Here is a 24575-nt window from a genome sequence, read left to right as displayed (position 1 = left end):
CGGCCTGGCTGGATTAGAATATCCAGCCTGCGTGACGCATAAAGTCACTTTGCAACGCAGTGGCCTGGTTCCACTCCCCGACCATTGCCAGTTGATGGCAGAGGCGGGTCAGGGACAATCGCGCCAGTTGATAAGCCTGAAGGCGAAACAGGCGATCGCGATCGCTGTTTCCCATCTCCTGCACCAGTCGGTGATGCAGTTTACCCATGGCATGCAGGTAACTCTGGTCGTCACCGTTCAACTGGCAGATTTCTGCCATATCCTGACAGGCATCGTTAAACTGACGTAGCTGATGAATCGAGCAGTCGGCCCGGTCGAGCTTTGCCTGCGCCATATAAAAGTCGACGGTGATATCACGCACCGCAAACTGATATTCGTCGATTTTGTGCTGCAGCCAGGCTGAGACAGAAAGCGTCATAACGCCACCCTGAATGTGAATGATAATAATTATCATATTCAATTGGGCTGTGATTGCAATTGGCGGGCAGAAAAATTTATCGATTTATCCTGCCTGTCGGTATAATCGGAAATAACAATCTGTTTACATCGCAGAAAGGCGTAACCTATCAATAAGCATTTTTATCAAAAATGGTTATTTAAAAAAGAGTGATTTATTAATAGGTTAACACTGGCTTATTTATGCTGACGCTCTCACCACAAGGTGAGCTGAAGAGGCTATGCTTAATAATTAAGCAAATAAAACCGCACAAGATGATTATCCCTGCAAAACAAGAGGTTGAAGTGATTGGTCAGATCACTACCATAGGGGGATAGCCTGAAAAGGTCCGGACTCAAGAGGTATCAACATGGCATCCGTTAATACAGACTCTTTCTCACCCGACGATTTTGTCTGGAAAGGGCTGACGCTGACTGAAACCGCAGCGCAACAAATTCTCAATCTGGCGGCTCAGGACCCCGATGTCAAGGGTCTGCGGCTTGGCGTAAAACAATCCGGCTGCGCCGGTTTTGGTTACGTCATGGATCTGGTGAAAGAGCCAGTCGAGGATGATTTGCAGTTCTCATTCCATGGCGCAACGCTGTTTGTGCCGCTACAGGCGATGCCATTCGTTGATGGCACCGAACTGGACTACGTTCGTGAAGGCCTGAATCAGATTTTTAAATTCAATAACCCTAAAGCTCAGCACGCCTGCGGGTGCGGTGAGAGCTTTGGCGTCGAGTAAGTGAAATATGTCACGACACAGCGAAACATCTGACGATGTACAAATCTGGGAAGGCAAGCTCAACTATAAAGAGGGCTTCTTTACCCAACTGCAAACCGAAGAATTTGCCAACGGCATCAACGAAGATGTGGTGCGGGCGATCTCGGCCAAGCGTAACGAGCCAGAGTGGATGCTGGAGTTTCGTCTTAAAGCGTTTCGTGCCTGGCTTGAAATGGAAGAGCCACACTGGCTGAAAGCGCACTACGAAAAACTCGACTACCAGGATTACAGCTACTACTCCGCGCCTTCCTGCGGCAACTGTGATGACAGCTGCGCGTCAGAACCCGGTGCAATGCAGGCTTCAGGCAGCGCGCCAGCCAGCGATTATCTGACGCAGGAAGTGGAAAACGCCTTTAATCAGCTGGGTGTCCCGGTGCGTGAAGGCCGTGAAGTGGCGGTTGATGCCATTTTTGACTCCGTTTCGGTGGCGACCACCTATCGCGGCAAGCTGGCGGAGCAGGGGATTATCTTCTGTTCCTTTGGCGAAGCGATCCAGGAGCACCCGGAGCTGGTGAAGCAGTATCTCGGCACGGTTGTTCCGGCGAACGATAACTTCTTTGCGGCGCTGAACTCGGCGGTCGCCTCTGACGGCACCTTCGTTTATATCCCGAAAGGGGTGCGTTGCCCGATGGAGTTGTCGACCTATTTCCGCATCAACGCAGCGAAAACCGGTCAGTTCGAACGCACCATTCTGATTGCCGATGAAGACAGCTACGTCAGCTACATCGAAGGCTGTTCAGCGCCAGTGCGTGACACCTACCAGCTGCACGCGGCCGTGGTGGAAGTCATCATCCACAAAAATGCCGAAGTGAAATATTCGACCGTTCAGAACTGGTTCCCGGGTGGCGAAGGTGAGGGGGGTATCCTGAACTTCGTGACCAAGCGTGCGCTGTGTGAAGGTGACCACAGTAAGATGTCCTGGACACAGTCTGAAACCGGCTCTGCTATCACCTGGAAATACCCAAGCTGCATTCTGCGCGGGGACTATTCAGTGGGTGAATTCTACTCAGTGGCACTGACCAGCGGTCGTCAGCAGGCCGATACCGGCACCAAGATGATCCACATTGGTAAAAACACCAAATCGACCATTATCTCTAAAGGGATTTCGGCCGGTAAAAGTCAGAACACCTATCGCGGGCTGGTGAAAATCATGCCAACCGCGACCAATGCCCGTAACTTTACGCAGTGTGACTCGATGCTGATCGGTCCTGATTGCGGCGCACATACTTTCCCGTATGTGGAAACCCGCAACAATACCGCTCAGCTTGAGCATGAAGCCACGACATCACGTATCGGCGAAGATCAGATGTTCTACTGTCTGCAACGCGGTATCAGTGAAGAAGACGCCATCTCGATGATCGTGAACGGCTTCTGTAAAGACGTATTCTCGGAGCTGCCACTGGAATTTGCTGTGGAAGCCCAGAAATTGTTAGCCATCAGCCTTGAGCACAGTGTGGGCTGATGCCGTCACACGCGTTGCCGGAAGCAATGTGAAGGAATAAGTATGTTAAGCATTAAAGATTTGCAGGTCAGTGTTGAAGATAAAGCCATTCTGCGTGGCCTGAATCTCGAAATAAAACCCGGCGAAGTGCATGCCATCATGGGCCCGAACGGCTCAGGTAAAAGTACCCTGTCAGCGACGCTGGCAGGCCGTGAAGATTATGAAGTGACCGGCGGTTCGGTCAGCTTCAAAGGTAAAGATCTGCTGGAACTGGCCCCTGAAGAGCGCGCCGGTGAAGGCATCTTTATGGCATTCCAGTATCCGGTAGAAATTCCGGGCGTCAGCAACCAGTTCTTTTTACAGACCTCGGTCAATGCGGTACGCAAATATCGTCAGCAGGAAGAGCTGGATCGCTTCGATTTCCAGGACTTCATTGAAGAGAAAATTGAGCTGCTGAAGATGCCGGCAGATCTGCTGACCCGCTCAGTCAACGTCGGCTTCTCCGGCGGTGAGAAGAAGCGTAACGACATCCTGCAGATGGCGGCGCTGGAGCCGGAGCTCTGCATCCTGGATGAGACCGACTCAGGCCTGGATATCGATGCGCTGAAAATCGTGGCGAATGGCGTAAACAGCCTGCGCGACGAAAAACGTGCCTTTATCATCGTGACCCACTACCAGCGTATTCTGGATTACATCAAGCCAGACTTCGTTCATGTTCTGTATCAGGGCAAAATCGTGAAATCTGGCGACTTCTCGCTGGTGAAACAGCTGGAGGAGCAAGGTTATGGCTGGCTTACCGACGAAGAGTGATTCTGCGCTGCAACAGTGGCATCACCTGTTTGAGTCGCGTGGCGACGTGCGTTCTCTGCAGGCACAGCAGCACTGGCAGCAACTGATGCGCGTTGGCCTGCCAACCCGCAAGCACGAAAACTGGAAGTACACGCCGCTGGACACCTTACTGTCTCAGCAGTTTGTACTGCCTGACGCGCCGCAGACCCTGAGCGCTGAACAGGTTGATGCACTCGCGCTGCCGCTGGATGCGATCCGTCTGGTCTATGTTGACGGTCAGTTCCAGCCAGCCTTCAGCAGTCGCGACTGCGATCTGTTTGAGGTTCAGCACAGCGTGGCCGCCGAGCGCCGTCCGCTGCCTGCTGCGGTTCAGCCTGAAGTCTTTCTGCATCTGACTGAGAGTCTGGCAGAAGAGGTGACGACCCTGCGTCTGGCGCGCGGTAAATCCGCTGCGCGTCCGGTCTATCTGCTGCATATCACCAGCGGTCAGCAGACGGGTATGAACACGGTTCACTATCGTCATCACCTGCAGCTGGAAGAGAGTGCCGAAGCGGAAGTGATTGAGCACTACGTTTCACTGGATGAGCGCGCCCATTTCACCGGCACGCGCTTTACCTTTGCGGTAGGCGACAATGCAAAACTGACGCACACGAAGCTGGCCTTTGAAAGCAGCGCCAGCTATCACTTTGCGCATAACGATCTGGTCATTGGCAACGATGGTCAGGTCAGCAGCACCAGCTTCCTGCTGGGTGCCGGGCTGTCGCGTCACAACACCAGTACCCAGCTGAACGGCGAAAACACTACGCTGGCGATCAATAGCCTGGTGCTGCCGGTGAAACAGGAAGTGGCGGATACCCGTACTTACCTGGAGCACAACAAGGGCCACTGCGTCAGCCGCCAGATGCATAAAACCATCGTGCGCGATAAAGGCCGTGCGGTGTTTAACGGCCACATTAAAGTGGCACAGCATGCGCTGAAGACCGACGGGCAGATGACCAACAACAACCTGTTGCTGGGCAAGCTCTCAGAAGTCGATACCAAACCGCAGCTGGAAATTTATGCGGATGACGTCAAGTGCAGCCACGGTGCCACCATCGGTCGTATTGATGATGAGCAGATGTTCTACCTGCGTTCGCGCGGTATTGAGCAGGATGCTGCGCAGACCATGATTATTCATGCGTTTGCCGCAGAACTGACCGAGACACTGGAAAATGAGGTGATGCGTCAGGCCGTGCTGCAGCGTATCGCGCAACGTTTTCCCGGAGGCGACATATGATGAACTTCGATCTCGAACGCGTCAGGGCTGATTTTCCTATCCTGAAGCGTGAGGTCAACGGTCATCCGCTGGCCTATCTTGACAGTGCGGCCAGCGCACAGCGTCCACTCTCGGTGATTAACGCCGAGAGTCATTTCTATCAGCACGGCTATGCGGCCGTGCATCGTGGTATCCATACGCTGAGCCAGCAGGCGACCAGCGACATGGAGAACGTGCGCGATCAGGCTGCCCGTTTTATCAATGCGCAGTCACAGGAAGAGATTGTCTTCGTTAAAGGCACCACCGAAGGCATCAATCTGGTGGCGAACACCTGGGGCAGCAGTAACCTCCAGGCTGGCGATAACCTGATCATCACTGAGATGGAGCATCACGCCAATATCGTTCCATGGCAGATGCTGGCCCAGCGCACCGGCGCAGAAGTGCGGGTCCTGCCATTAAATGACAACGGTGAGCTGGCGCTGGAGCAACTGGCGGGGCTGATCGACAGCCGTACGCGGTTGCTGGCGGTGACGCATGTTTCAAATGTGCTCGGCACGGTTAACCCGGTTAAAGCGATCGTTGCTCAGGCAAAAGCCGCTGGCGTGGTAACGCTGGTGGATGGTGCCCAGGCGGTGATGCATGACAAGGTTGATGTGCAGGATATCGGCTGCGACTTCTACGCCTTCTCCAGCCATAAACTCTATGGCCCGAACGGCGTGGGTATTCTCTACGGCCGCAAAGCGCTGCTGGAAGAGATGCCACCATGGGAAGGGGGCGGTTCAATGATTGAGCGCGTCCTGCTGCCCACCGGCACCACCTGGAACAGTGCGCCGTGGCGCTTTGAAGCGGGTACGCCGAATACCGGCGGCATTATCGGCTTCGGTGCGGCAATGGCCTATGTGCAGGCGCTGGGACTGGATACGATTCATCAGCGCGAGACGGCACTGATGAACTATGCGCTCGATAAGCTGGGTACCGTTCCGGATATTCAGATCTACGGGCCACAGTCACGAGCTGGCGTTATCGCCTTCAATCTCGGTAAACACCACGCCTACGACGTCGGCAGCTTCCTGGATCAATATGGCATTGCCATCCGCACCGGGCATCACTGCGCGATGCCGCTGATGCAGCATTACAATGTACCGGCGATGTGCCGTGCCTCCTTCACGTTCTACAACAGTGAAGAGGAAGTGGATCGTCTGGCTGCCGGTTTGACGCGCATTCATCGTCTGCTGGGCGGCTGAACAGTTTTAACGGAGTCACTGATGGCGAATTTGCCTGAAAAAGAGAAACTGGTTCGCAACTTCAACCGTTGCGCCAACTGGGAAGAGAAGTACCTCTACATTATTGAGCTGGGTTCAAAGCTTCCGGAATCTTCTGAAACCTTACACCAGCCGGAGAACGTGATTTCGGGTTGTCAGAGTCAGGTGTGGATCAGAATGACCCCGAAGGCGGATGGTTCCATTGCGTTTGAAGGCGACAGCGATGCCGCTATCGTTAAAGGACTGATTGCTATCGTATTTAGCCTCTATCAGAACCTGCCGCCCGCCGATATCCTGGCGCTGGATGTGCGCCACTGGTTTGGCGAACTGGCACTGATGCAGCACCTGACGCCCACCCGGTCGCAGGGGCTGGAGGCGATGATTCGGTCTATTCGCCATACCGCTCAGAACCTCAGCTAAGTTACACTCCACAGACGCCATCCGGCGTCTGTTTTTTTATCTGACGAGAAAATTGCATGAAACCTGCTTTACGTTTAGCCGGTGCATTGCTGCTGACCTGCTTTGGGCTCTCTGCATCCGCGTTCGCCACCGAATATCCGCTGCCACCACCTGACAGTCGCCTGATTGGCGAAAACGTCCTGACTCAGGTTCCTGACAATAAACAACCGCTGGAAGCGATTGCGGCGCGCTACCAGGTCGGCCTGCTGAGCATGCTGGAGGCGAATCCCGGTACCGATCCCTGGCTGCCCAAAGCGGGCACCCAGCTGACGGTTCCACTGCAGATGATCCTGCCCGATACGCCGCGCGAAGGGATTGTGGTGAATCTGGCCGAGCTGCGTCTCTACTACTACCCCAAAGGGGAGGATAAGGTCATTGTCTATCCCATCGGCATTGGCCAGCTGGGTGCGGCCACGCCAGTGATGGTGACGCAGATCAGCCAGAAGATCCCTAATCCTACCTGGACGCCCACGGCGAACATCCGCAAACGCTACGCCAAAGAGGGCATCACGCTGCCTGGCGTAGTCCCCGCCGGACCGGATAACCCGATGGGGCAGTTTGCCATGCGTCTGGCGCGCGGCACCGGCCAATATCTGATCCATGGCACTAATGCGAAATTCGGCATCGGCATGCGCGTCAGTTCAGGCTGCATCCGTCTGCGTTCAGAAGATATCGAAGCGCTGTTTAATTCAGCTCCGAAAGGGACGCGGGTACAGATCATCAATCAGCCGGTGAAATACGCTGTAGAGCCGGATGGGAAACGCTACGTGGAAGTGCATCAGCCGCTGTCACGCAACGACAAGGACGATCCGCAGACCATGCCGATTGCACTCACTGCCGGAGTGAAGCAGTTTATGAAAAGTGAGAAGAGTGATAGCGCGCTGATTAAAGCCAGCTTAGCACGACGCTCAGGCATGCCTGTGCTGGTCAGCAGTGGGGAGCCGGTGCAGAGTGATACCGTGCCGCCTGCGGGGCTGGAGAGTGCATCTGTGGGGGCTGATAGCCCGGTGGCACAGGCTGAGGGTAACGCGGTTCAGCCCTGACCGGATAAGTGCCCTTGAGGGCACTGAATTCGGAGCAAAAAAAATGGCGCCATAAAGGCGCCATTTTTAAACCAGAACTCTTACTTACGGTAAGAGTGAGCCTGGTTGTCCAGACGCTGGTTAGCGCGTGCTGCGTCATCTTTAGCAGCCTGAACGTCTGAACGCACTGCGTTCACGTCGTTGCTCAGCTGGTCAACTTTAGCGTTCAGAGTCTGAACGTCTGAAGACAGCTGGTCGATTTTAGCGTTGCTTGAGCAACCAGCCAGCAGAGTTGAAGCCAGAACTACCGCGCCCAGTACCAGTTTAGTACGATTCATTATTTATACCCTCTAGATTGAGTTAATCTCCATGTAGCGTTACAAGTATTACACAAAGCTTTTTAAGTTGAGAATAAATTTTTGATGAGAAGATGCTTAAATTTGATCGTTCGCTCAAAGAAGCAGCGAATCACAGAATATGATAAAAAAATTTAGCGAAAACAGAGAGATTTAATCGGATTAACCTTAATATTAAGAGTATTTGAATAGTTATTTTCGATTGGAATTTTCTGACATTTGGTTTAAGTAGAAATAAAAAAAAGCGCCCGAAAAAGGCGCTTCAAAATAATGGTCAGAGAGAGTTTTACAGAACGTGTACAGAAGCGGTGTTGGTAGTTCCGCTTGGTACTAATGCACCTGACACCAGCACCACAACATCGCCTTTCTGGCCGTAGCCACTTTCCAGCGCCGCTTCTTTACCCAGACGATAGAAATCATCGGTTGAAGCGATCTCTGTCACCAGACGTGTCTCAATCCCTTTGCTCAGGATCAGCTGACGGGCAGTCATCGGATTGGTGGTCAGCGCCAGGATGGTCGCGTTCGGGAAGTATTTACGCACGGCTTTAGCAGATTTACCCCCTTCGGTAGCAACCACAATCAGTGGCGCTTCCAGCTTCTCAGCGGTCTCTACAGCACCACGGCAGACAGCTTCTGTGATACGCATTTTGCGGTTATCACTCTGGCTGTCGATGCGGGACTTCATCACGCGATCGGTACGCTCACAGATGGTCGCCATGATGGTGACCGACTCCAGCGGATAACGGCCTTTGGCGCTCTCACCTGACAGCATCACAGCATCGGTACCGTCGAGAATGGCGTTTGCCACGTCACCGGCTTCTGCGCGGGTAGGGCGCGGGTTCTTGATCATGGAATCGAGCATCTGGGTAGCCGTGATGACCACTTTGCGTGCTTTATTACATTTTTTGATCATCATCTTCTGCGCGAAGATCACTTCTTCAACCGGGATCTCAACACCCAGGTCGCCACGCGCAACCATGATGCCGTCTGACGCTTCGAGGATTTCATCGAAGTTGTTCAGGCCTTCCTGGTTTTCGATTTTGGAGATGATCTGGATATGCTCGCCGCCGTTCTGTTTCAGGTGCTCGCGAATTTCCAGCACATCTGAACGTTTACGGATGAAAGAGGCGGCGACAAAGTCTACACCCTGCTCACAACCAAAAATCAGGTCGCGCTTATCTTTTTCGGCCAGTGCTGGCAGCTGGATAGAGACGCCTGGCAGGTTAACGCCTTTGTTTTCACCCAGATCGCCATTGTTCAGGACTTTACACACCACGGTATTTTCAGTGACTTCGGTCACTTCCATACCAATCAGGCCATCATCGACCAGCACCGTGTTGCCGATTTTCAGGTCAGCAGTGAAACCCGGATAAGTCACCGCAACGCGCTCGCTGTTGCCAATCACGCTCTGATCTGTAGTAAAGGTAAAGGTCTGACCCGCTTTCAGAGCCGCATCGTTGCCGCCTTCCAGTTTCATGGTGCGGATTTCAGGGCCTTTGGTATCCAGCAGGATAGCGGCCTGACGGCCGGTTTTTTGCATAACGGCACGCATGTTGGTGATGCGTTGACCATGCTCAGCGTAGTCGCCGTGAGAGAAGTTAAGACGCATAACATTCATGCCAGCTTCAAGCAGCTGAGTCAGCATCTCTTCGGATTCGGTTTTCGGGCCGATTGTACAAACGATTTTAGTCTTTTTCATGACGGATTTTCTGTAAGTTGTGATGGATGAATAAGGGCGGAATCCGATGGCAGCGCATCGAAGTGAAATTTCTGATTGAGACTGAAAAGGGCAGTACTGAGTAAGAATAGGTGACGAAGGCCAGGCGTGCAGGGAAGTTGTGCGGTTACGGTTGGTAACCACCACGCTGTTGTTGCGCAATTCATTTGAGTTATCGCAGTAAGCACGTGATCGCTGAAACCTTTCAAGTAAGCAACGCGGGACAGTATAGACGCTAAGTATGCGAAAACCAATCAAAAAGCAGAAGGGGGAAGCGATGCAGATCAATAAAAGTGGAGTTGCGCAAGCTGAAGGAATTCTGAAAGTGGTGCGCTCTAATGGACTCGAACCATCGACCCCCACCATGTCAAGGTGGTGCTCTAACCAACTGAGCTAAGAGCGCATTCTGAATATTGGTGCGTCCGAGTGGACTCGAACCACCGACCCCCACCATGTCAAGGTGGTGCTCTAACCAACTGAGCTACGGACGCACTTGGTGCGCTCTAATGGACTCGAACCATCGACCCCCACCATGTCAAGGTGGTGCTCTAACCAACTGAGCTAAGAGCGCAACATGCTGTCAGGGCGACAGCGGGGACGAATATTAACGGCAGCGTGTGAGGCTGGCAAGGGGAAAATAGTTTTTTCGCCATGACTGCACAGCAACTGTGCTAACCGTCGTTTTTTTCGTCATTGCGGGCCATGAATGACCCGCCCCGAACGTTATCGCGCTGCACGCGTCAGGATAATCTCCGCAGGTGATTGCTGTAACCGTCTGATGCGCCAGATCATCATCACCGCAGCCGAGGTCAGGCCGATAATAAAGCCGCACCAGAAGCCCGCAGGTCCCATGCGCGGCACCAGCCAGTCGGTCAGCGCCAGCAGATAACCGGCGGGCAGTCCCAGCAGCCAGTAAGCGATAAAGGTAATAAAGAAAATCGACCGCGTATCTTTATAGCCGCGCAGGATCCCGCTGCCAATCACCTGTATCGAGTCTGAGAACTGATAAATTGCCGCCAGCAGCATCAGCTGTGCCGCCAGCGTCACCACTTCAGGGTTGTCGTTATAGAGCAGGGCAATCTGATGACGAAACGTCACGGTAAAAATGGCGGTCAGCGCCGCCATGCTGATGCCAACCCCCTGGGCGGTCCAGGCCGCGACCCGTGCCTGCTCGGTGGAGCCCTGACCCAGACGATAACCGACGCGGATGGTGGTCGCGACACCCAGCGACAGCGGCAATACAAACATCAGTGAACTGAAATTGAGCGCAATCTGGTGACCGGCCACGTTAACGATGCCCAGTGGCGAAACCAGCAGGGCGACCACGGCGAACAGCGTGACCTCAAAGAAGAGTGCCAGCGCCACCGGCAATCCCAGCGTCATCAGGCGGCTCAGAATCGGACGGGAAGGGGGTGACCAGCGGCTCTCCATACGGATATCGCGCATGCTACCCATCCGGCGCACCCAGAAGCGCATGCAGATAAACATCACCCAGTAGACCGAGGCGGTCGCCACGCCGCAGCCGACACCGCCCAGGGCAGGCATGCCGAAGTGACCATAGATAAAGACATAGTTGAGCGGGATGTTGAACATCAGGCCTAAAAAGCCCAGCACCATGCCGGGTTTGGTTTTCGACAGCCCCTCGCACTGATTGCGCAGCACCTGGAAGAAGAGGTAGCCAGGCGCGCCGAACAGCAGGGCATGCAAGTAGCCTTCTGCCTTCAGCGCCAGCACTGGATCGATGTCATGCATCGCCCGGATAAGATAACCGGCATGCCACAACAGCACCATAATCAGCAGGGAGACGAAAAAGGCGAGCCAGTATCCCTGGCGGATCTGTTCACCGATGCGTTCGCGGCGGCCAGAACCATTGAGTTGCGCAACGGTGGGCGTCAATGCAAGCAGAAGACCATGACCAAACAGGATGGCCGGTAGCCAGACAGAGGTGCCGACAGCAACGGCGGCCATATCCGTGGCGCTGACTGCGCCGGCCATAATGGTATCCACAAATCCCATTGCGGTTTGAGCCACCTGAGCAAGGATGACCGGAATCGCAAGGGCCAGCAATTGACGCGCTTCTGTTAAATACTTCTGCACGTTAACACCTGACTTATTGAATGAATTAAAAGGGGCAGGAAGCCCGGGGAATTTCGCGAGCTAGTGTAACTGGCGTAACAGAATTCGCCAATCTTTGTCACACAATGCGGTTTGCTCCGCTATAAAGCGGCGGTGCGGGCTGAAATCTAACAGCCGACCTGAGCTGTGATAAACTAGCGTAAACTTCGCAGAGGCAAAGACTATGTTTACCGGTATTGTGCAGGGCACCGCAGAAATCGTGTCCATTGAAGAGAAAGAACTGTTTCGTACCCATACTGTCCGTCTGCCGGAAGAGCTCTTACCGGGTCTGGCGCTGGGCGCATCCGTAGCCCATAACGGTTGCTGTTTAACCGTAACGGCAATTGAAGGCGACCGCGTCAGTTTTGATTTAATTAAAGAGACATTGCGGGTGACTAACCTTGGCGATTTACGTCAGGGCGATGTGGTCAATATTGAGCGTGCAGCGAAATTCAGCGATGAAATAGGCGGACACCTGATGTCTGGTCATATTATGACCACCGCTGAAATCTGCAAGATTATCCAGTCAGAACATAACCGCGAAGTCTGGTTTAAAATCCAGGATGCGGCGCAGATGAAATATATTCTGCATAAAGGGTTTGTCGGCATCGACGGTATCAGCCTGACGGTAGGCGATGTGACTAAGACTAAGTTCTGCGTCTATCTGATCCCGGAAACGCTGGAGCGTACCACGCTGGGGGCGAAGACCTTTGGCGATCGGGTGAATATTGAAATCGATCCGCACACGCAGGCAATCGTGGAGACCGTTGAGCGGGTGTTAGCACAGCGCGATGCCGCGGCGGCGATGAGCATGCTGACCGGCCAGTCAACGACAGAGAGTTGATAAAAGGCGCGTAAGCACCGCAGCCAGCCCAATCGGTTTTACTCTGTCAGCACTCTAAAAGCGCAGGGCGCCGGGTCAGAAGAGGAAAGCGTCCCGCCGCCCGGATAAAAACGCCGGGAGCGTTTTTGAACAACGCAAAGCGTTGGCCCGGATATGGGCGCACCTCAGGGATGAGGTGCGTAATCGCGTGGGCCGGGCGTGTCAGGGATGACAGGTTTTGCGACTTTCCGGTCTGACCCTGTTCCTGGCGCAACGCTTCCTCTTAAAGCAAAACAGGCCACTCTTATAAAGTCTTTGGCCGGGGTAGCGCTTTGTTAATTGCCCGCTTTTTAACCCCTACCGCGCCACCCGTAATCCCCCCTCAACGCCGCGACTGAACACGATCTGCCACAGCTGAATATCACGCGCCCGGAAGGCACCGGCACAGGCATTCAGATAATAGGAGAACATCCGTTTAAAGCGTTCGCCATATTTATCGGCCAGCTCTGGCCAGGCCTGCAAAAAGCGTTCATGCCAGGCCATCAGTGTTTTGTCGTAATCTGCGCCGAAATTGTGCCAGTCTTCCAGAATAAAATGGGGCTCGCTGGCATCGGCCACATGGCGCACCGAAGGCAGGCAGCCGTTGGGGAAGATATATTTATCGATCCAGGGATCGACACTCATATCAGTTTTGATCGCGCCGATGGTGTGAAGCAGGAAAATACCGTCAGGCTTTAAATTACGATCGACCACGTCAAAATAGGTCGCGTAATTTTTCGGTCCGACATGCTCAAACATACCCACCGACACAATACGATCAAACTGCTCATTCAGATCGCGATAATCCTGCAACAGAATCGTGACGTCTAATCCGCTGCAGCGCTGCTGCGCCAGTTTCTGTTGTTCGGCGGAAATCGTCACGCCATGGACTTTAACGCCATAATGACGTGCGGCAAATTCCGCGAGTCCGCCCCAGCCACAGCCGATATCCAGCAGTGACATTCCGGGTTCCAGCGCTAATTTACGGCAGATCATATCCAGCTTGGCTTCCTGCGCCGTCGCCAGTGTCGTCGCCTCTTTCCAGTAGCCACAGGAGTATTGCATGTACGGATCGAGCATCAGTGAAAAGAGGTCGTTGCCCAGGTCGTAATGCTCTTTACCGACAATCCACGCCCGTTTTTTTGACTGCAGATTGGTTAAGCGTGCGGCGGCAATGCGCAGCGTATCTTTAAAGTGATGAGGCAGCTGCTGATCGAGTTTATGCTTAAGTACCTGATGGAAGAAAATATCCAGCCGGTCACACTCCCACCATCCATCCATATAGCTCTCACCGAGCCCAAGAGAGCCCTCCTGCAGAACACGTTTAAAAAAACCAGGATGATTAATATGAATATCCCAGGGACGTGAACCATTAATTTCGATATCCGCTTTTTCCAGCAGTTCATGAACGATGCGATACCAATGGTTTTCTTCGAGGCTCACTTCTTCTGCATAAGATGAACTCATAGATTTTCCACCACCTGTCCAATCTGAACCTGAACAAAGAGTAGCCAATTTATTCAGGCATTGAGAAACGATGCGGATGGCTCCGCAACCGGTTATTTGTGTGATACAGAGGACTGGAACAGCCTGCAGCAGGTCGGGTAAGGTGAGAATAACGCGCGCGAATACCATCCCGGCAGCAGGGTGCCAATCAGATTATTACGTTATTATATTCTTGATTTATTACAGATTTGTTGACCCGGATGAGTATATGCTCACGCGGGTCAATATTCAATAACTTATTGTTAGGGCGCTAACTAAAAAGTCAGTGTGTCACTGATTATCCTGGCAGGCAGGTTGCGCAGAGGCAACAACAGTTTGTGCGCTTGCGGCACGCTGCATGGCGTAACCCATCAGCGCCAGCACAATTGTCACCGTCATCATCAGTGTAGTGGTAAATAGCGGCTGCGTTAAACCGGCCGATACCGCCAGGCTGGCAGCGAAACAGAGTCCTAACTGCAGTGTATTCTGCAACGCGGCGGCTTTACCGGTAGCTGTCGGGAAGGGCATCAGCGCACTGGACACCACAATCGGATAGATCGCGCCGTTAGCCAGCGCCATACCGCAGAACGGAACCATCAGACTCACCAGCGTGCTGCTGCCAGCAAGCGCAACAGCAAACAGCGCCAGGATGCTCAGGCTGTAGACGCCCAGCAGCCAGGGCAGCAACTGTGCGCCGTTAAAGCGGTTGAGCAGGGTGCGACAGCCGAAACCGCCAATTAAAAAGGCGAGCGTCTGGGGCACATAACTCAGACCGATATCGGCGGGCGACAGACCCAGATCCGCCAGAATAAAGGGCGATCCGGTCAGCCAGGCAAAGAAGCTGGCGGAGCAGGCGGAATAGATCAGCACGTTGCCGCTGTAGACCCGGGATTTAAGCAGCGTGAAAAAGCCCGGCTGCGCACCTTTTTCTCCCGCTGCCTTGCGCACGGTGGGCAGACGCAGCGTAGTCAGAATCAACGCCACCGCAATCAGAGTCAGCACCAGGAAAATCGAACGCCAGTGGAAGTGGCCGATCAGCCAGGCACCCAGCAGCGGAGCCAGCGCCGGAGAGAGCGCAACCAGCGGCATAATGGTGGCAAAGACTTTGTTAGCGCGTGCTGCAGGATAGCGATCCACCACCAGCGCCTGCCAGCTTACGGCAGCGGCACAGACACCAATCGCCTGGACAAAACGCAGCGCCAGCATCAGATAGATATCATTCACCCACAGCATGCCTGCGCAGCCAGCGCCAAACATGGCCAGTCCGGCCAGCAGCACCGGTTTACGGCCGATGCGATCGGAAAGCGGTCCCCAGAAGAGCTGACCCACGGCGAAGCCGCCCAGGAAGAGACTCATACTGGCGCTGATCAGACCGGGTGAAGTGTTAAAGGTTTGCTGCATCGCACCAAAGGCGGGCAGATACATATCAGTGGCTAAAAAGCCCAGCATGCTCAGCAGGGCAAGGTAGGGCATAAACCCTTTATTCGACAGCATCTGATTCTCTTTTTTGCAGGATAAACGCGGCAGAGTGTAAAAGGTGCGTTTGCTGCTGTGAAACGGTAATATTTGCCGATTGCTGTTAAAATTTTTGAAGGCAAATTATGTGGTCAGAATATGCATTAGAGGTGGTTGACGCTGTCGCCCGTGGAGGGAGCTTCAGCGCCGCCGCGCAGGAGTTACATCGTGTGCCCTCTGCCATCAGCTATACGGTGCGTCAGCTGGAAAACTGGCTGGCGGTACCGCTGTTTGAACGGCAGCATCGCGAAGTGGTTCTGACCCCGGCGGGTGAGCATTTTGTCCGGGAAGGACGCAGCGTCATCAAAAAAATGCTTGCCACCCGGCGACAGTGTCAGCAGCTGGCTAACGGCTGGCGCGGCCAGCTAAGCATAGCCGTTGACCGTATCGCTAAACCTCAGCGCACCCGACAACTGGTCAAAGATTTCTATCGCCACTTTCCCGATATGGAGCTGATCATCAGCTATGAAGTCTTTAACGGCGTCTGGGATGCGCTGGCCGATGGCCGGGTGGAAGTGGCGATTGGTGCCACGCAGGCAATACCGGTGGGCGGACGCTTTGCTTTTCGGGATATGGGCACGCTTAACTGGCGCTGCGTGGTTGCGCCCGACCATCCTCTGACACAGGCGAGCCAGATAGATGATGACACGCTGCGTAGCTGGCCGTCCCTGGTGCTGGAAGATACTTCACGCGCGCTGCCGCGTCGTATGACATGGACGCTGGATAACCAGCGCAGGCTGGTGGTGCCGGAGTGGCAAACCGGGCTGGAGTGCGTGCAGGCGGGATTGTGTGTGGCGATGGTGCCGGGCCATCTGGCCAGGCCACTGCTCGACAGTGGCGAGCTGGTTGAACTGACGCTGCCGGTGGCGTTTCCGGACAGCCCATGCTGCGTCAGCTGGGCAGAGGATCGCGCATCACCGGCGACAGCCTGGTTGCTCAGCTATCTGGGTGATGCGCAAACGCTTAATCAGGAGTGGTTAAGCGAGCATTAACGACGATAGTCGCGGAATGGGCCATCGGCCACGGAACGGCGCTCAATCAGCGTCGGATGGACCTCAATCGTTTGTGACACTTCGCGCTTACTGGTAATGCGGTCCAGCAGCATTTCCAGCGCTTTCTCACCCAACTGGGCTTTGGGCTGATGCACCGTGGTCAGGGCCGGTGCAAAATAACGGGCGTTGCGCACATTGTCATAGCCGATCACCGAAATATCCTGGGGGACGCGCAAACCCATCTCATCGGCGGCGCAAATCGCGCCCATCGCCATGATGTCACCGCCACAGAACACCGCCGTCGGACGCTGCTTCTGCGACAGGATCTGCTGCATCGCCTGATAGCCTGACTCCGGCTCAAAGTCACCCTGCACAATCCACTCGGCGCGTGGCTGAATACCCGCTTCTTCCATCGCCTTCAGGAAACCAGCATGACGTCCGCCACCGGTGTTACGCTCCATCTGACCGGGGATAGCACCAATATCCCGGTGTCCGCGTTCAATCAGATAGCGTCCCGCCAGATAGCCGCCCTGGAAAGCATTATCCAGTACCGTGTCGGTGAAGTCGGCGCGCGACTCACCCCAGTCCATCACCACCATCGGGATATTGCGATTCTCTTCCAGCATCTGCAGCAGATCGTCCGGATATTCAGAGCACATCACCAGCAGCCCATCGACGCGTTTCTGAGCCATCATACTGAGATAGGCGCGCTGTTTTTGCAGATCGTTATGTGCATTACCCAGAATCAGCGTATAGCCTTTGTCAAAACAGTGATTTTCAACCGCTTCGATAATTTCAGCGAAATAGGGCGCTTCGCTGGAGGTGGCAAGCAGGCCCAGCGTCTTGGTATGGTTCACTTTCAGGCTGCGCGCCACGGCGCTCGGCGAGTAGTGGAGTTCTTTAATCGCCTGCCAGACCGCGTTGCGCGTCTCTTCAGCCACAAAGCGGGTTTTATTGATGACGTGCGAAACGGTGGTCGTTGAGACGCCAGCGCGTTTCGCCACATCTTTAATTGTTGCCATGAAAATCGGACTCCAGTGCTTATCTAACTCTATGATAAGCGTAGTGTTAAACGTTTGCGTCTGCTCAGGGTTTTTTCCGCAAAAATTCAGCTTTCCTGGCCACTAAACAGGCCGCTGGCGTAATAAAAACGCCTGAAAACGTGCGCAAACAGAATCAGGGTTGCGCGCGTTGCGCAACAAAGGCGGGATTCTAACAAGGCTGAATGGATAAAACGAGATTTTTACCGGGCCCTGTGGGAAAATGCGATACCCCTGCTAATTGTGTGACTAAGGAGCAAGCAATGAGTACCGATCTTAAACTGGCTTTAATGACCACCGCGGGCTGCCTGCTGATGATTGTGGCCTTTAGTTTTACCGCTATTCTGCACTAATAAAAAAAGCCGGGATTATCCCGGCTCTCTTCTGGTTGTTCTGCTGCTCAGCGTATGGTTTTCGGCGTCATCACCCGACGGGCACCGATATAGTGGCGCTGCCAGTAATCCTCTCCTAACGCGCTGATCTGAATATCTTTGCCGGTGCGTGGCGACTGGATAAACTTGCCATCACCCAGGTAAACGCCGACATGGTCCGCAGTACCGCGTCCATTGATACGGAAGAAGACCAGATCGCCTTTCTCCAGCGACTCACGCTTGATCGGCGCGGCGTCACGCAGGTGGTACATCTCGTTAGCGGTACGTGGGATCTTAAACTTCACCAGATCTTTATAGGCGTACCAGACCAGGCCGCTGCAATCGAAACCGGTATGGGGAGAGGTGCCGCCCCACTGATAGGGTTTACCCAACTGACCCATCAGCTTGGTCATCGCGGTTTCGCGGGCCTTCTGGTAGCGCTGACGGTGAGATTTGCTCATCTTAATCGTGCCGGTCTCGCTGGTGGTGACCTCAGCGGTTTTCAGCAGGCGCTGATGACCATAACGTTTTTTCTCTTTGTTCTTACTGAGACGGGCGGTTTTTAGCGAGGTCTTCTTAGCAGGCGTCTGTTTCGCGGTGAGTTCGACTTTTTTCAGTTTTTTTGTTTTTAATTTTTGAACCGGGCTGAGGCGAGTCTTTTTCGTCACCGTTTTCACCGGGCGACGCTTGCGACGCTCATCGTCGCGTGCACTCTTTTTCTCTGCTTTATGCGTACTGACGTTCACCGGCGCGTGAGGCGACGCAGCGGCGATGTTGAAAAACAGTTGCGCAAAGGCCAGCATGAAAAACGTAATGATTAAACGCATAGTCCGTTGAATAGTTAAGTTGTCAGGGCCACTACGCACCGCGACAAAGTTGAGATTAATCTGATCCAGGATCAGCGCCCAGGCCATTCTAGTCCAGTTCTTTTAAAAACTGTAATGCCTTTTAATATTAATCTTTGCAACTCACGTAATCGTGCTGAAAATGAACATTTTCAGCGTCTTATATCAACGAAATTATTACGAATTATTAATCTGTTACCTGCTGTTAATAATCAGGTGTTCAGGTGTTCCGGAGCATGACTTAACAATGATGGCGATTTAATCGGGCAGCGATCAAAATCTCGTTTTCAGTCACGCTGCGAAGTCGCTACAATAAACAAACACGATGTGACGAATTAAGGAAGGCAATTATGAGTACTGTAGAAAAAATTCAGCGCCAGATCGCAGAAAACCCGATCCTGCTGTACATGAAAGGTTCCCCGAAACTGCCAAGCTGCGGTTTCTCTGCACAGGCGGTGCAGGCGCTGTCAGCCTGCGGTGAGCGTTTTGCTTACGTGGATATTCTGCAGAACCCGGACATTCGTGCCGAGATGCCGAAATTCGCTAACTGGCCAACTTTCCCGCAGCTCTGGGTCGATGGCGAGCTGGTCGGTGGATGCGACATCATCGTTGAGATGTTACAACGTGGTGAACTGCAGACGCTGATCAAAGAGACCGCAGAAAAATTTAAAGAAGCAGAATAAAAAAAGGCCGACATCATGTCGGCCTTTTTCATTGCGGCATCCCTTATGCGGATGTCGTGGCTTCTGCATCGCCTTCCGCGAAGGGCAGTGGCCAGCCGCCTAACCGTTTCCAGCGGTTCACCAGCTCGCAGAACAGCGTTGCCGTCTGCTGAGTGTCATAGAGCGCAGAATGCGCCTGCGTGCTGTCAAACTCCATTCCTGCCGCAATACAGGCCTTCGCCAGCACCGTCTGACCCAAAACCAGCCCGCTCAGGGCCGCGGTGTCAAAGGTGGCAAACGGGTGAAACGGATTGCGCTTCAGGCTGGCTCGTTCCGCCGCCGCTGACATAAAGTTCAGGTCGAAAGTGGCATTGTGCGCCACCATAATGGCGCGATTGCAGCCGCTGTCTTTAATGCCCTTACGCACCATTTTGAAAATGGCGTGCAGCGCCTCATATTCACTGACCGCGCCGCGCAGCGGATTGCTGGGATCGATGCCGGTAAAGGCCAGGGCTTCCGGATGCAGCAGCGATCCGACAAAAGGTTCGACGTTGAAATGCAGCGTCTGGTCAATCTGAATCCATCCCTCTTCATCCATCTTCAGCGTGATAGCGGCAATCTCCAGTAACGCATCGGTTTGCGCATTGAAACCCGCGGTTTCAACGTCGATCACCACCGGATAGAAGCCACGGAAACGTTGATTGAGTGCATTAGGGGAATTCGATTCAGACATCAGGATCTCGTTGCAGAAAAAGGGCAGCGCGTATTATGGCAAAAAACGGGGCCGGGTGCAGCAGATGAAGCGCAGAGAAGGGGATTCAGCCCACCCGATCGGGCAGGCTGACAGGCAGGTTTAGTTGCCGAGGCCGTTACCGGCATCTTTGTTTTCGATTAGCTCGATTTTGTAACCATCGGGATCTTCAACAAAGGCAATAATGGTGGAGCCGCCTTTAACCGGGCCAGCTTCACGCGTCACGTTGCCGCCATCTCTGCGGATACGTTCGCAGGCCGCTGCTGCGTCATCAACGCCCAGCGCAATATGACCATAGGCATCACCGAGGTCATACTTATCGACGCCCCAGTTATAGGTCAGTTCGATCACCGCACCTTCGCTCTCGTCGGTGTAGCCCACAAATGCCAGGGTATATTTGTATTCGGTGTTTTCGCTCTGACGCAGCACGCGCATGCCCAGCACACGGGTGTAGAAATCGATTGAACGTTGCAGATCGCCAACGCGCAGCATGGTATGAAGTAAACGCATAACATCCTCTTTTAAATAAAACGCCATCGCCCGATGACTCAGGCGCTAAGTATAGCGATGAAAATCGCTATTGAATAATGGCTGCCGTCATCATCCCGGACGGCAGCCCGAACCGGTTACAGCGTCGGGTAGTCGATATAACCTTCAGCGCCGCCGCCGTAGAAGCTTTCCGGACGCTGTGGATTGAGTGGGGCGTCCTGCTGCAGACGCTCAACCAGATCCGGGTTAGCAATGTAATCGCGACCAAACGCAACCGCATCGATCAGACCGCGACCAATCAGGTCATCCGCTTTCTCAACGGTATAGGCACCGGCACCAATGATGGCACCCGGGAAGAGATCACGCACTTTCTGACGGAAAGCATCGGTGTAAGGCTGACCGCCGGCCCAGTCTGGCTCAGAGAGGTGCAGATAGGCGATGTTGCGTTTTGCCAGTTCGCCGATGTACCACAGCGCCGCTTCCTCTTCATCCGGGCCGTTGTCCAGATTCTGGAAGCTGCCGATAGGTGAGACGCGAATACCAATGCGATCGGCTGACCAGTTAGCGATCACCGCATCAACCACTTCCAGCGCAAAGCGACCGCGTTTTTCGATGCTGCCGCCATATTCATCAGTACGCTGGTTTGAGCCAGGTGCCAGGAACTGGTGCATCAGGTAACCGTGCGCCGAGTGCAGCTCAAGCAGGTCAAAGTCCGCTTCACGCGCGTTGGCTGCGGCCTGGCCAAAATCTGCCACGATCTGCTTAATCTCTGGCACTGTCAGCTCACGCGGCGTTGAGGTATCTTCGCGATAGACGCTGCCATCTTCAGCACGCAGTGAGGTACGGGTGCCAGCGGCAATCGCCGATGGCGCAACCGGTGCTTTGCCTTCCGGCTGCACGCTGTTATGTGAGATACGACCGGTGTGCCATAACTGTACTGCGGTGTGACCGCCAGCCTGATGCACGCCTTCGTTAATCGCTTTCCACGCTGCAATCTGTGGCTGAGTATGTAAGCCTGGCGCACCGGCATAGCCTTTCGCCTGGAAAGAGATCTGGGTCGCTTCGGTGATGATTAAACCGGCGCTGGCGCGCTGGCGATAATATTCAGCCATCATCGGGGTAGGGATGTCGCCTGGCTCAATGCTGCGCAGACGGGTCAGCGGTGCCATAAATACGCGGTTTGGGACAGTAATTGCACCGACTTTTAGCGGACGAAACAGCTGGGTACTCGCCATAATAGCTCCTGATTAGTAGACCAGTCGTCTACAAACATGTGTTTTAAAAATCAGTGGCGTTCAAGCCACTGTTCGATGGTACTCAATGCCAGACGCAGTGGCTGCGCCTCGCGGGAAATTTTGCTCTGCAGGCTGGCACCCAGCCACAGCAGCGACAGCAATTCCGCCATCTGCGCGGGGGGCTGCGGCAGGCTCAGCGACTCCTGCTGCTCTGCGGCAATCAGGGTCCGGGCGTAGAGTGCCGTGATCTTTCCGGCACCCTGCTGCAGTGCATCACGCATCGGCTCTGAGAGATCGCACACCTCCGCGGAGACTTTGACGCCCAGACAGCCTACGATGTGGCCCTGCTGAACAAACAGATCAACGGCAGCACGAAAGTGGTTAAGCAGGCGCTCACGCGGCGTGCCATCGGTCTGGTTAAGCTGCAACGCCACATCCTGCAGGTAACGCGCAAAATAGCGTTCCAGTAACGCCACGCCAAACGCCTCTTTAGAACGGAAGTAGTAGTAGAAGGAGCCTTTCGGCACCGCCGCCTGCGTCAGCAGTTCGCTGAGGCCCATTCCGGTAAAGCCGCGTTGCAGACAGAGTTGCTCACCTGTCTGGAGCAGGTGTTCGCGGGTTTCGTTGCGTTGTAGCGTCTTATTCATGGCAGTGAGATTAGTAGACCAGTCGGTCTAATGCAATGCAACCCTCTATATTTGGCACAGAGTGTTCACTCCTGAGTCAAAGAACAGGATTAATTCTGGCCGGGTGGGGCTTACTTCCTGCGCAACCAGGCTACGCTTTTTACTGGACTGTTTATTCTGTGAATCCGGAGGCGTGGTGGCTGAGCAGCTTGAGTTTTTCCCGGTTCCCAGCCCCTGTCGCGGCATCTGCCAGACTGATGCGCGCGGCTACTGCCTGGGATGTTTACGCAGCCGCGATGAGCGGTTCAACTGGCTGCGCTTCAGCGATGCGCAAAAGCGTGAAGTCATTCGTCTTTGTCAGCAGCGGCGTCAGCGTCTGCAACGGCAACAGAAAGGCGAGGAGCCGCACGCGCCACAACAGCCGGAGTTATTCTGACGACTTTGCGCTTTCCGTTATACTCTCTGACACGCTAATTTCAGCCAACGCGCAACAGGGAGAACGTCATGTTAGAACCGCAAGCCATCGCTTCACAGGGGCCCGATTTTTCACCGCTGGTCATGGGGTACTGGCGTCTGATGGAGTGGGGGATGTCGCCACAGGAGCGGGTCGCCTTTATTGAGCACCATGTGAGGCTCGGCATCACCACCGTTGACCATGCGGACATCTACGGTGACTACCAGTGTGAGGCGGCGTTTGGCGAGGCACTGAAACTGGCACCTGGTTTGCGCGACCAGCTACAGATTGTGACCAAGTGCGGCATCGCCACCCGCGCCCAGCCTGAGCATCAGATAGGCCACTACATTACCGACAAACGTCATATCCTTCAGAGTGCTGAAAACTCACTGCGCCATATCCATACCGATCGTCTCGACCTGTTGCTGATCCATCGTCCCGATCCGCTGATGGAGGCTGACGAGGTGGCCGAAGCCTTTATGGCGCTGCATCACAGCGGCAAGGTTCTGCATTTTGGCGTTTCCAACTTCTCACCATCACAGTTTTCCCTGCTGCAATCCCGCCTGCCGTTCTCGCTGGTGACAAATCAGCTGGAGATCTCACCGGTGCAGCAAAGTGTGCTGCTGGATGGGTCGCTGGATCAGTGTCAGCAGCTGCGCATTCGTCCGATGGCCTGGTCCTGTCTGGGTGGCGGCCGCCTGTTTAACGATCCCCATTTCCAGCCGCTGCGTAACGAACTGGAAGCCGTGCGGCAGGAAACCGGTGCCACCAGCCTGGATCAGGTGGTCTATGCCTGGATACTGATGCTGCCATCTCGCCCGCTGCCGATCATCGGCTCAGGTAAAACGGCGCGGGTCAGCGAAGCCGCCGGGGCACTGGATTTATCCCTGTCGCGTCAGCAGTGGTTCCGTATTCGCAAGGCGGCGCTGGGATTTGATGTGCCCTGAAGCGTAAAACTGCGTCAATCTCCGGCAAAATAGCGCAACAGCGACCAGACTTATCTCAAACCCTGGTATGCAAATGGAGTCACCATGAAAATGAAAGCAGTTGCCTTATTCGCACTGATCGCCTGCGGCTCAGCACAGGCTTCCAGCGAGCAGGTTACGATCCATCAGGTTACCGCTGAAGGGATTGGAAAATCGCTGGGCACCGTTAAGATTGACGAGACACAGTATGGTCTGCAGTTCACGCCGGATCTGCAGGGGCTTCAGCCAGGAATTCATGGTTTCCATGTCCATGCCAAAGGCAGCTGTGAGCCGGGCGAGTCTGAGGGCAAAGTGGTCGCCGCCGGTGCGGCGGGTGGGCACCTTGATCCGGCCAACAGCGGCAAACATCTGGGGCCTTATGCAGAGGGGCACCTGGGCGACCTGCCCGCAGTCTATGTCGATGACAAAGGCAGCGCCACTTATCCGGTGCTGGCGCCGCGTCTGAAATCGTTAAAAGAGATCAAAGGCAAAGCGCTGATGGTGCATGTCGGCGGTGACAATCATGCAGACCATCCTAAACCGCTGGGCGGTGGCGGGGCACGCTACGCCTGCGGTGTCATCTGAGTTTCCGGGCGGCAGGCGATGGCCGCCCGCTTTTCTCCTGCCTGTTTATGAATTGTTGTACC

Annotated in this window: 26 protein-coding genes and 3 tRNA genes; 14 read left to right on the top strand and 15 right to left on the bottom strand. The window is 54.4% G+C overall.

The window, feature by feature from the left end; all coding sequences use genetic code 11:
• Positions 1 to 13 precede the first annotated feature (13 nt).
• A complete protein-coding gene (locus EPG66_RS03225) occupies positions 14 to 418 on the bottom strand; it encodes a hypothetical protein (RefSeq protein WP_031590472.1) in 405 nt (134 codons plus the stop codon).
• A gap of 388 nt (positions 419 to 806) precedes the next feature.
• Between EPG66_RS03225 and sufA the strand changes: the two genes are divergently transcribed.
• From sufA to EPG66_RS03190, 7 genes are read left to right on the top strand one after another with little or no spacing between them, the layout of a single operon-like run.
• Positions 807 to 1181: a Fe-S cluster assembly scaffold SufA gene (sufA, locus tag EPG66_RS03220; RefSeq protein WP_010245637.1), complete on the top strand. Its 375-nt coding sequence runs from the start codon at positions 807 to 809 to the stop codon at positions 1179 to 1181.
• Positions 1182 to 1188: 7 nt separating this feature from the next.
• Positions 1189 to 2682 (top strand): Fe-S cluster assembly protein SufB, encoded by a 1494-nt coding sequence (gene sufB / locus EPG66_RS03215; RefSeq protein WP_003853227.1) that lies wholly within the window; start codon positions 1189 to 1191, stop codon positions 2680 to 2682.
• Positions 2683 to 2724: 42 nt separating this feature from the next.
• Entirely contained in the window at positions 2725 to 3471 is a 747-nt protein-coding gene (gene sufC / locus EPG66_RS03210; RefSeq protein ID WP_010245631.1) for a Fe-S cluster assembly ATPase SufC, read from the top strand.
• Complete coding sequence (gene sufD / locus EPG66_RS03205) at positions 3446 to 4726, top strand: Fe-S cluster assembly protein SufD (protein WP_039391819.1); 1281 nt, start codon at positions 3446 to 3448, stop codon at positions 4724 to 4726. The genes sufC and sufD overlap by 26 nt, the downstream gene beginning before the upstream one ends.
• Complete coding sequence (gene sufS, locus EPG66_RS03200) at positions 4726 to 5949, top strand: cysteine desulfurase SufS (protein WP_182686037.1); 1224 nt, start codon at positions 4726 to 4728, stop codon at positions 5947 to 5949. The genes sufD and sufS overlap by 1 nt, the downstream gene beginning before the upstream one ends.
• Before the next feature lie 21 nt (positions 5950 to 5970).
• On the top strand, positions 5971 to 6387 hold the full coding sequence (gene sufE / locus EPG66_RS03195) for a cysteine desulfuration protein SufE (protein ID WP_182685944.1): 417 nt from the start codon (positions 5971 to 5973) through the stop codon (positions 6385 to 6387).
• A gap of 56 nt (positions 6388 to 6443) precedes the next feature.
• Positions 6444 to 7469: a L,D-transpeptidase family protein gene (locus tag EPG66_RS03190; RefSeq protein ID WP_083068161.1), complete on the top strand. Its 1026-nt coding sequence runs from the start codon at positions 6444 to 6446 to the stop codon at positions 7467 to 7469.
• An 80-nt stretch (positions 7470 to 7549) separates the two neighbouring features.
• Here the strand turns inward: EPG66_RS03190 and EPG66_RS03185 are convergent, their stop codons facing one another.
• The 6 genes from EPG66_RS03185 to EPG66_RS03160 all read right to left on the bottom strand — a co-directional run bounded on the left by EPG66_RS03185 (position 7550) and on the right by EPG66_RS03160 (position 11618).
• Positions 7550 to 7786, bottom strand: a complete 237-nt coding sequence (locus EPG66_RS03185; RefSeq protein WP_009090492.1) for a major outer membrane lipoprotein — start codon at positions 7784 to 7786, stop codon at positions 7550 to 7552.
• 304 nt (positions 7787 to 8090) lie between these two features.
• The gene (pykF, locus tag EPG66_RS03180; RefSeq protein ID WP_010245613.1) at positions 8091 to 9503 is read right to left on the bottom strand and encodes a pyruvate kinase PykF; all 1413 of its coding nucleotides are present in this window, start codon (positions 9501 to 9503) and stop codon (positions 8091 to 8093) included.
• Positions 9504 to 9847: 344 nt separating this feature from the next.
• Positions 9848 to 9924, bottom strand: a tRNA-Val gene (locus tag EPG66_RS03175).
• Between the two features lie 11 nt (positions 9925 to 9935).
• Positions 9936 to 10012, bottom strand: a tRNA-Val gene (locus tag EPG66_RS03170).
• Positions 10013 to 10015: 3 nt separating this feature from the next.
• Positions 10016 to 10092: transfer RNA gene (locus EPG66_RS03165), tRNA-Val, on the bottom strand.
• Positions 10093 to 10244: 152 nt separating this feature from the next.
• The gene (locus EPG66_RS03160; protein ID WP_143790049.1) at positions 10245 to 11618 is read right to left on the bottom strand and encodes an MATE family efflux transporter; all 1374 of its coding nucleotides are present in this window, start codon (positions 11616 to 11618) and stop codon (positions 10245 to 10247) included.
• 202 nt (positions 11619 to 11820) lie between these two features.
• Here EPG66_RS03160 and EPG66_RS03155 point away from each other — a divergent pair, with 202 nt between their 5' ends.
• Positions 11821 to 12480, top strand: coding sequence for a riboflavin synthase (locus EPG66_RS03155; protein ID WP_010670039.1), 660 nt, complete (start codon positions 11821 to 11823; stop codon positions 12478 to 12480).
• Between the two features lie 336 nt (positions 12481 to 12816).
• Here EPG66_RS03155 and cfa read toward each other — a convergent pair whose 3' ends face one another.
• Together cfa and punC are read right to left on the bottom strand one after the other, a co-directional pair.
• Positions 12817 to 13965, bottom strand: coding sequence for a cyclopropane fatty acyl phospholipid synthase (cfa, locus tag EPG66_RS03150; protein WP_010245604.1), 1149 nt, complete (start codon positions 13963 to 13965; stop codon positions 12817 to 12819).
• Positions 13966 to 14274: 309 nt separating this feature from the next.
• The gene (gene punC / locus EPG66_RS03145; RefSeq protein WP_039391828.1) at positions 14275 to 15477 is read right to left on the bottom strand and encodes a purine nucleoside transporter PunC; all 1203 of its coding nucleotides are present in this window, start codon (positions 15475 to 15477) and stop codon (positions 14275 to 14277) included.
• A 107-nt stretch (positions 15478 to 15584) separates the two neighbouring features.
• Here punC and punR point away from each other — a divergent pair, with 107 nt between their 5' ends.
• The gene (gene punR, locus EPG66_RS03140) at positions 15585 to 16490 is read left to right on the top strand and encodes a DNA-binding transcriptional activator PunR (protein ID WP_069026167.1); all 906 of its coding nucleotides are present in this window, start codon (positions 15585 to 15587) and stop codon (positions 16488 to 16490) included.
• Here punR and purR read toward each other — a convergent pair.
• Positions 16487 to 17512, bottom strand: coding sequence for an HTH-type transcriptional repressor PurR (gene purR, locus EPG66_RS03135; protein ID WP_010245595.1), 1026 nt, complete (start codon positions 17510 to 17512; stop codon positions 16487 to 16489). The genes punR and purR overlap by 4 nt on opposite strands.
• Positions 17513 to 17793: 281 nt before the next feature.
• Here purR and cydH point away from each other — a divergent pair, with 281 nt between their 5' ends.
• Positions 17794 to 17883, top strand: a complete 90-nt coding sequence (gene cydH / locus EPG66_RS03130; RefSeq protein ID WP_010245592.1) for a cytochrome bd-I oxidase subunit CydH — start codon at positions 17794 to 17796, stop codon at positions 17881 to 17883.
• A gap of 47 nt (positions 17884 to 17930) precedes the next feature.
• On the opposite strand, the gene EPG66_RS03125 is transcribed toward cydH, so the two are convergent.
• Positions 17931 to 18728, bottom strand: coding sequence for a C40 family peptidase (locus EPG66_RS03125; protein ID WP_010245589.1), 798 nt, complete (start codon positions 18726 to 18728; stop codon positions 17931 to 17933).
• Between the two features lie 365 nt (positions 18729 to 19093).
• On the opposite strand from EPG66_RS03125, the gene EPG66_RS03120 reads away from it, so the two are divergent.
• On the top strand, positions 19094 to 19429 hold the full coding sequence (locus EPG66_RS03120) for a Grx4 family monothiol glutaredoxin (protein ID WP_170933470.1): 336 nt from the start codon (positions 19094 to 19096) through the stop codon (positions 19427 to 19429).
• Between the two features lie 43 nt (positions 19430 to 19472).
• On the opposite strand, the gene rnt is transcribed toward EPG66_RS03120, so the two are convergent.
• The 4 genes from rnt to EPG66_RS03100 form a co-directional block, all read right to left on the bottom strand.
• Positions 19473 to 20141 carry a ribonuclease T gene (rnt, locus tag EPG66_RS03115; protein WP_010245582.1) on the bottom strand — a complete coding sequence of 223 codons (669 nt, stop codon included), beginning with the start codon at positions 20139 to 20141 and terminating at the stop codon, positions 19473 to 19475.
• A gap of 120 nt (positions 20142 to 20261) precedes the next feature.
• Positions 20262 to 20669 (bottom strand): lactoylglutathione lyase, encoded by a 408-nt coding sequence (gene gloA, locus EPG66_RS03110; RefSeq protein ID WP_182685942.1) that lies wholly within the window; start codon positions 20667 to 20669, stop codon positions 20262 to 20264.
• A 116-nt stretch (positions 20670 to 20785) separates the two neighbouring features.
• Complete coding sequence (nemA, locus tag EPG66_RS03105) at positions 20786 to 21883, bottom strand: alkene reductase (protein ID WP_010245578.1); 1098 nt, start codon at positions 21881 to 21883, stop codon at positions 20786 to 20788.
• Positions 21884 to 21933: 50 nt separating this feature from the next.
• A complete protein-coding gene (locus EPG66_RS03100) occupies positions 21934 to 22530 on the bottom strand; it encodes a TetR/AcrR family transcriptional regulator (protein WP_039391834.1) in 597 nt (198 codons plus the stop codon).
• A 175-nt stretch (positions 22531 to 22705) separates the two neighbouring features.
• Between EPG66_RS03100 and EPG66_RS03095 the strand changes: the two genes are divergently transcribed.
• From EPG66_RS03095 to sodC, 3 genes are all read left to right on the top strand, one after another.
• Positions 22706 to 22945: a DUF1289 domain-containing protein gene (locus EPG66_RS03095; RefSeq protein WP_010245573.1), complete on the top strand. Its 240-nt coding sequence runs from the start codon at positions 22706 to 22708 to the stop codon at positions 22943 to 22945.
• Positions 22946 to 23013: 68 nt separating this feature from the next.
• Positions 23014 to 23910, top strand: a complete 897-nt coding sequence (locus EPG66_RS03090; protein ID WP_031590461.1) for an aldo/keto reductase — start codon at positions 23014 to 23016, stop codon at positions 23908 to 23910.
• Positions 23911 to 23994: 84 nt separating this feature from the next.
• Positions 23995 to 24513 (top strand): superoxide dismutase family protein, encoded by a 519-nt coding sequence (gene sodC / locus EPG66_RS03085; protein WP_182685940.1) that lies wholly within the window; start codon positions 23995 to 23997, stop codon positions 24511 to 24513.
• Positions 24514 to 24575: the final 62 nt, after the last annotated feature.

This window comes from Pantoea pleuroti (assembly GCF_014156615.1).
In the GTDB taxonomy this organism is placed as follows: domain Bacteria; phylum Pseudomonadota; class Gammaproteobacteria; order Enterobacterales; family Enterobacteriaceae; genus Pantoea; species Pantoea agglomerans.
Note: the sequence above shows the minus strand (reverse complement) of the source record. Positions and strands in the feature narration are given on the sequence as shown.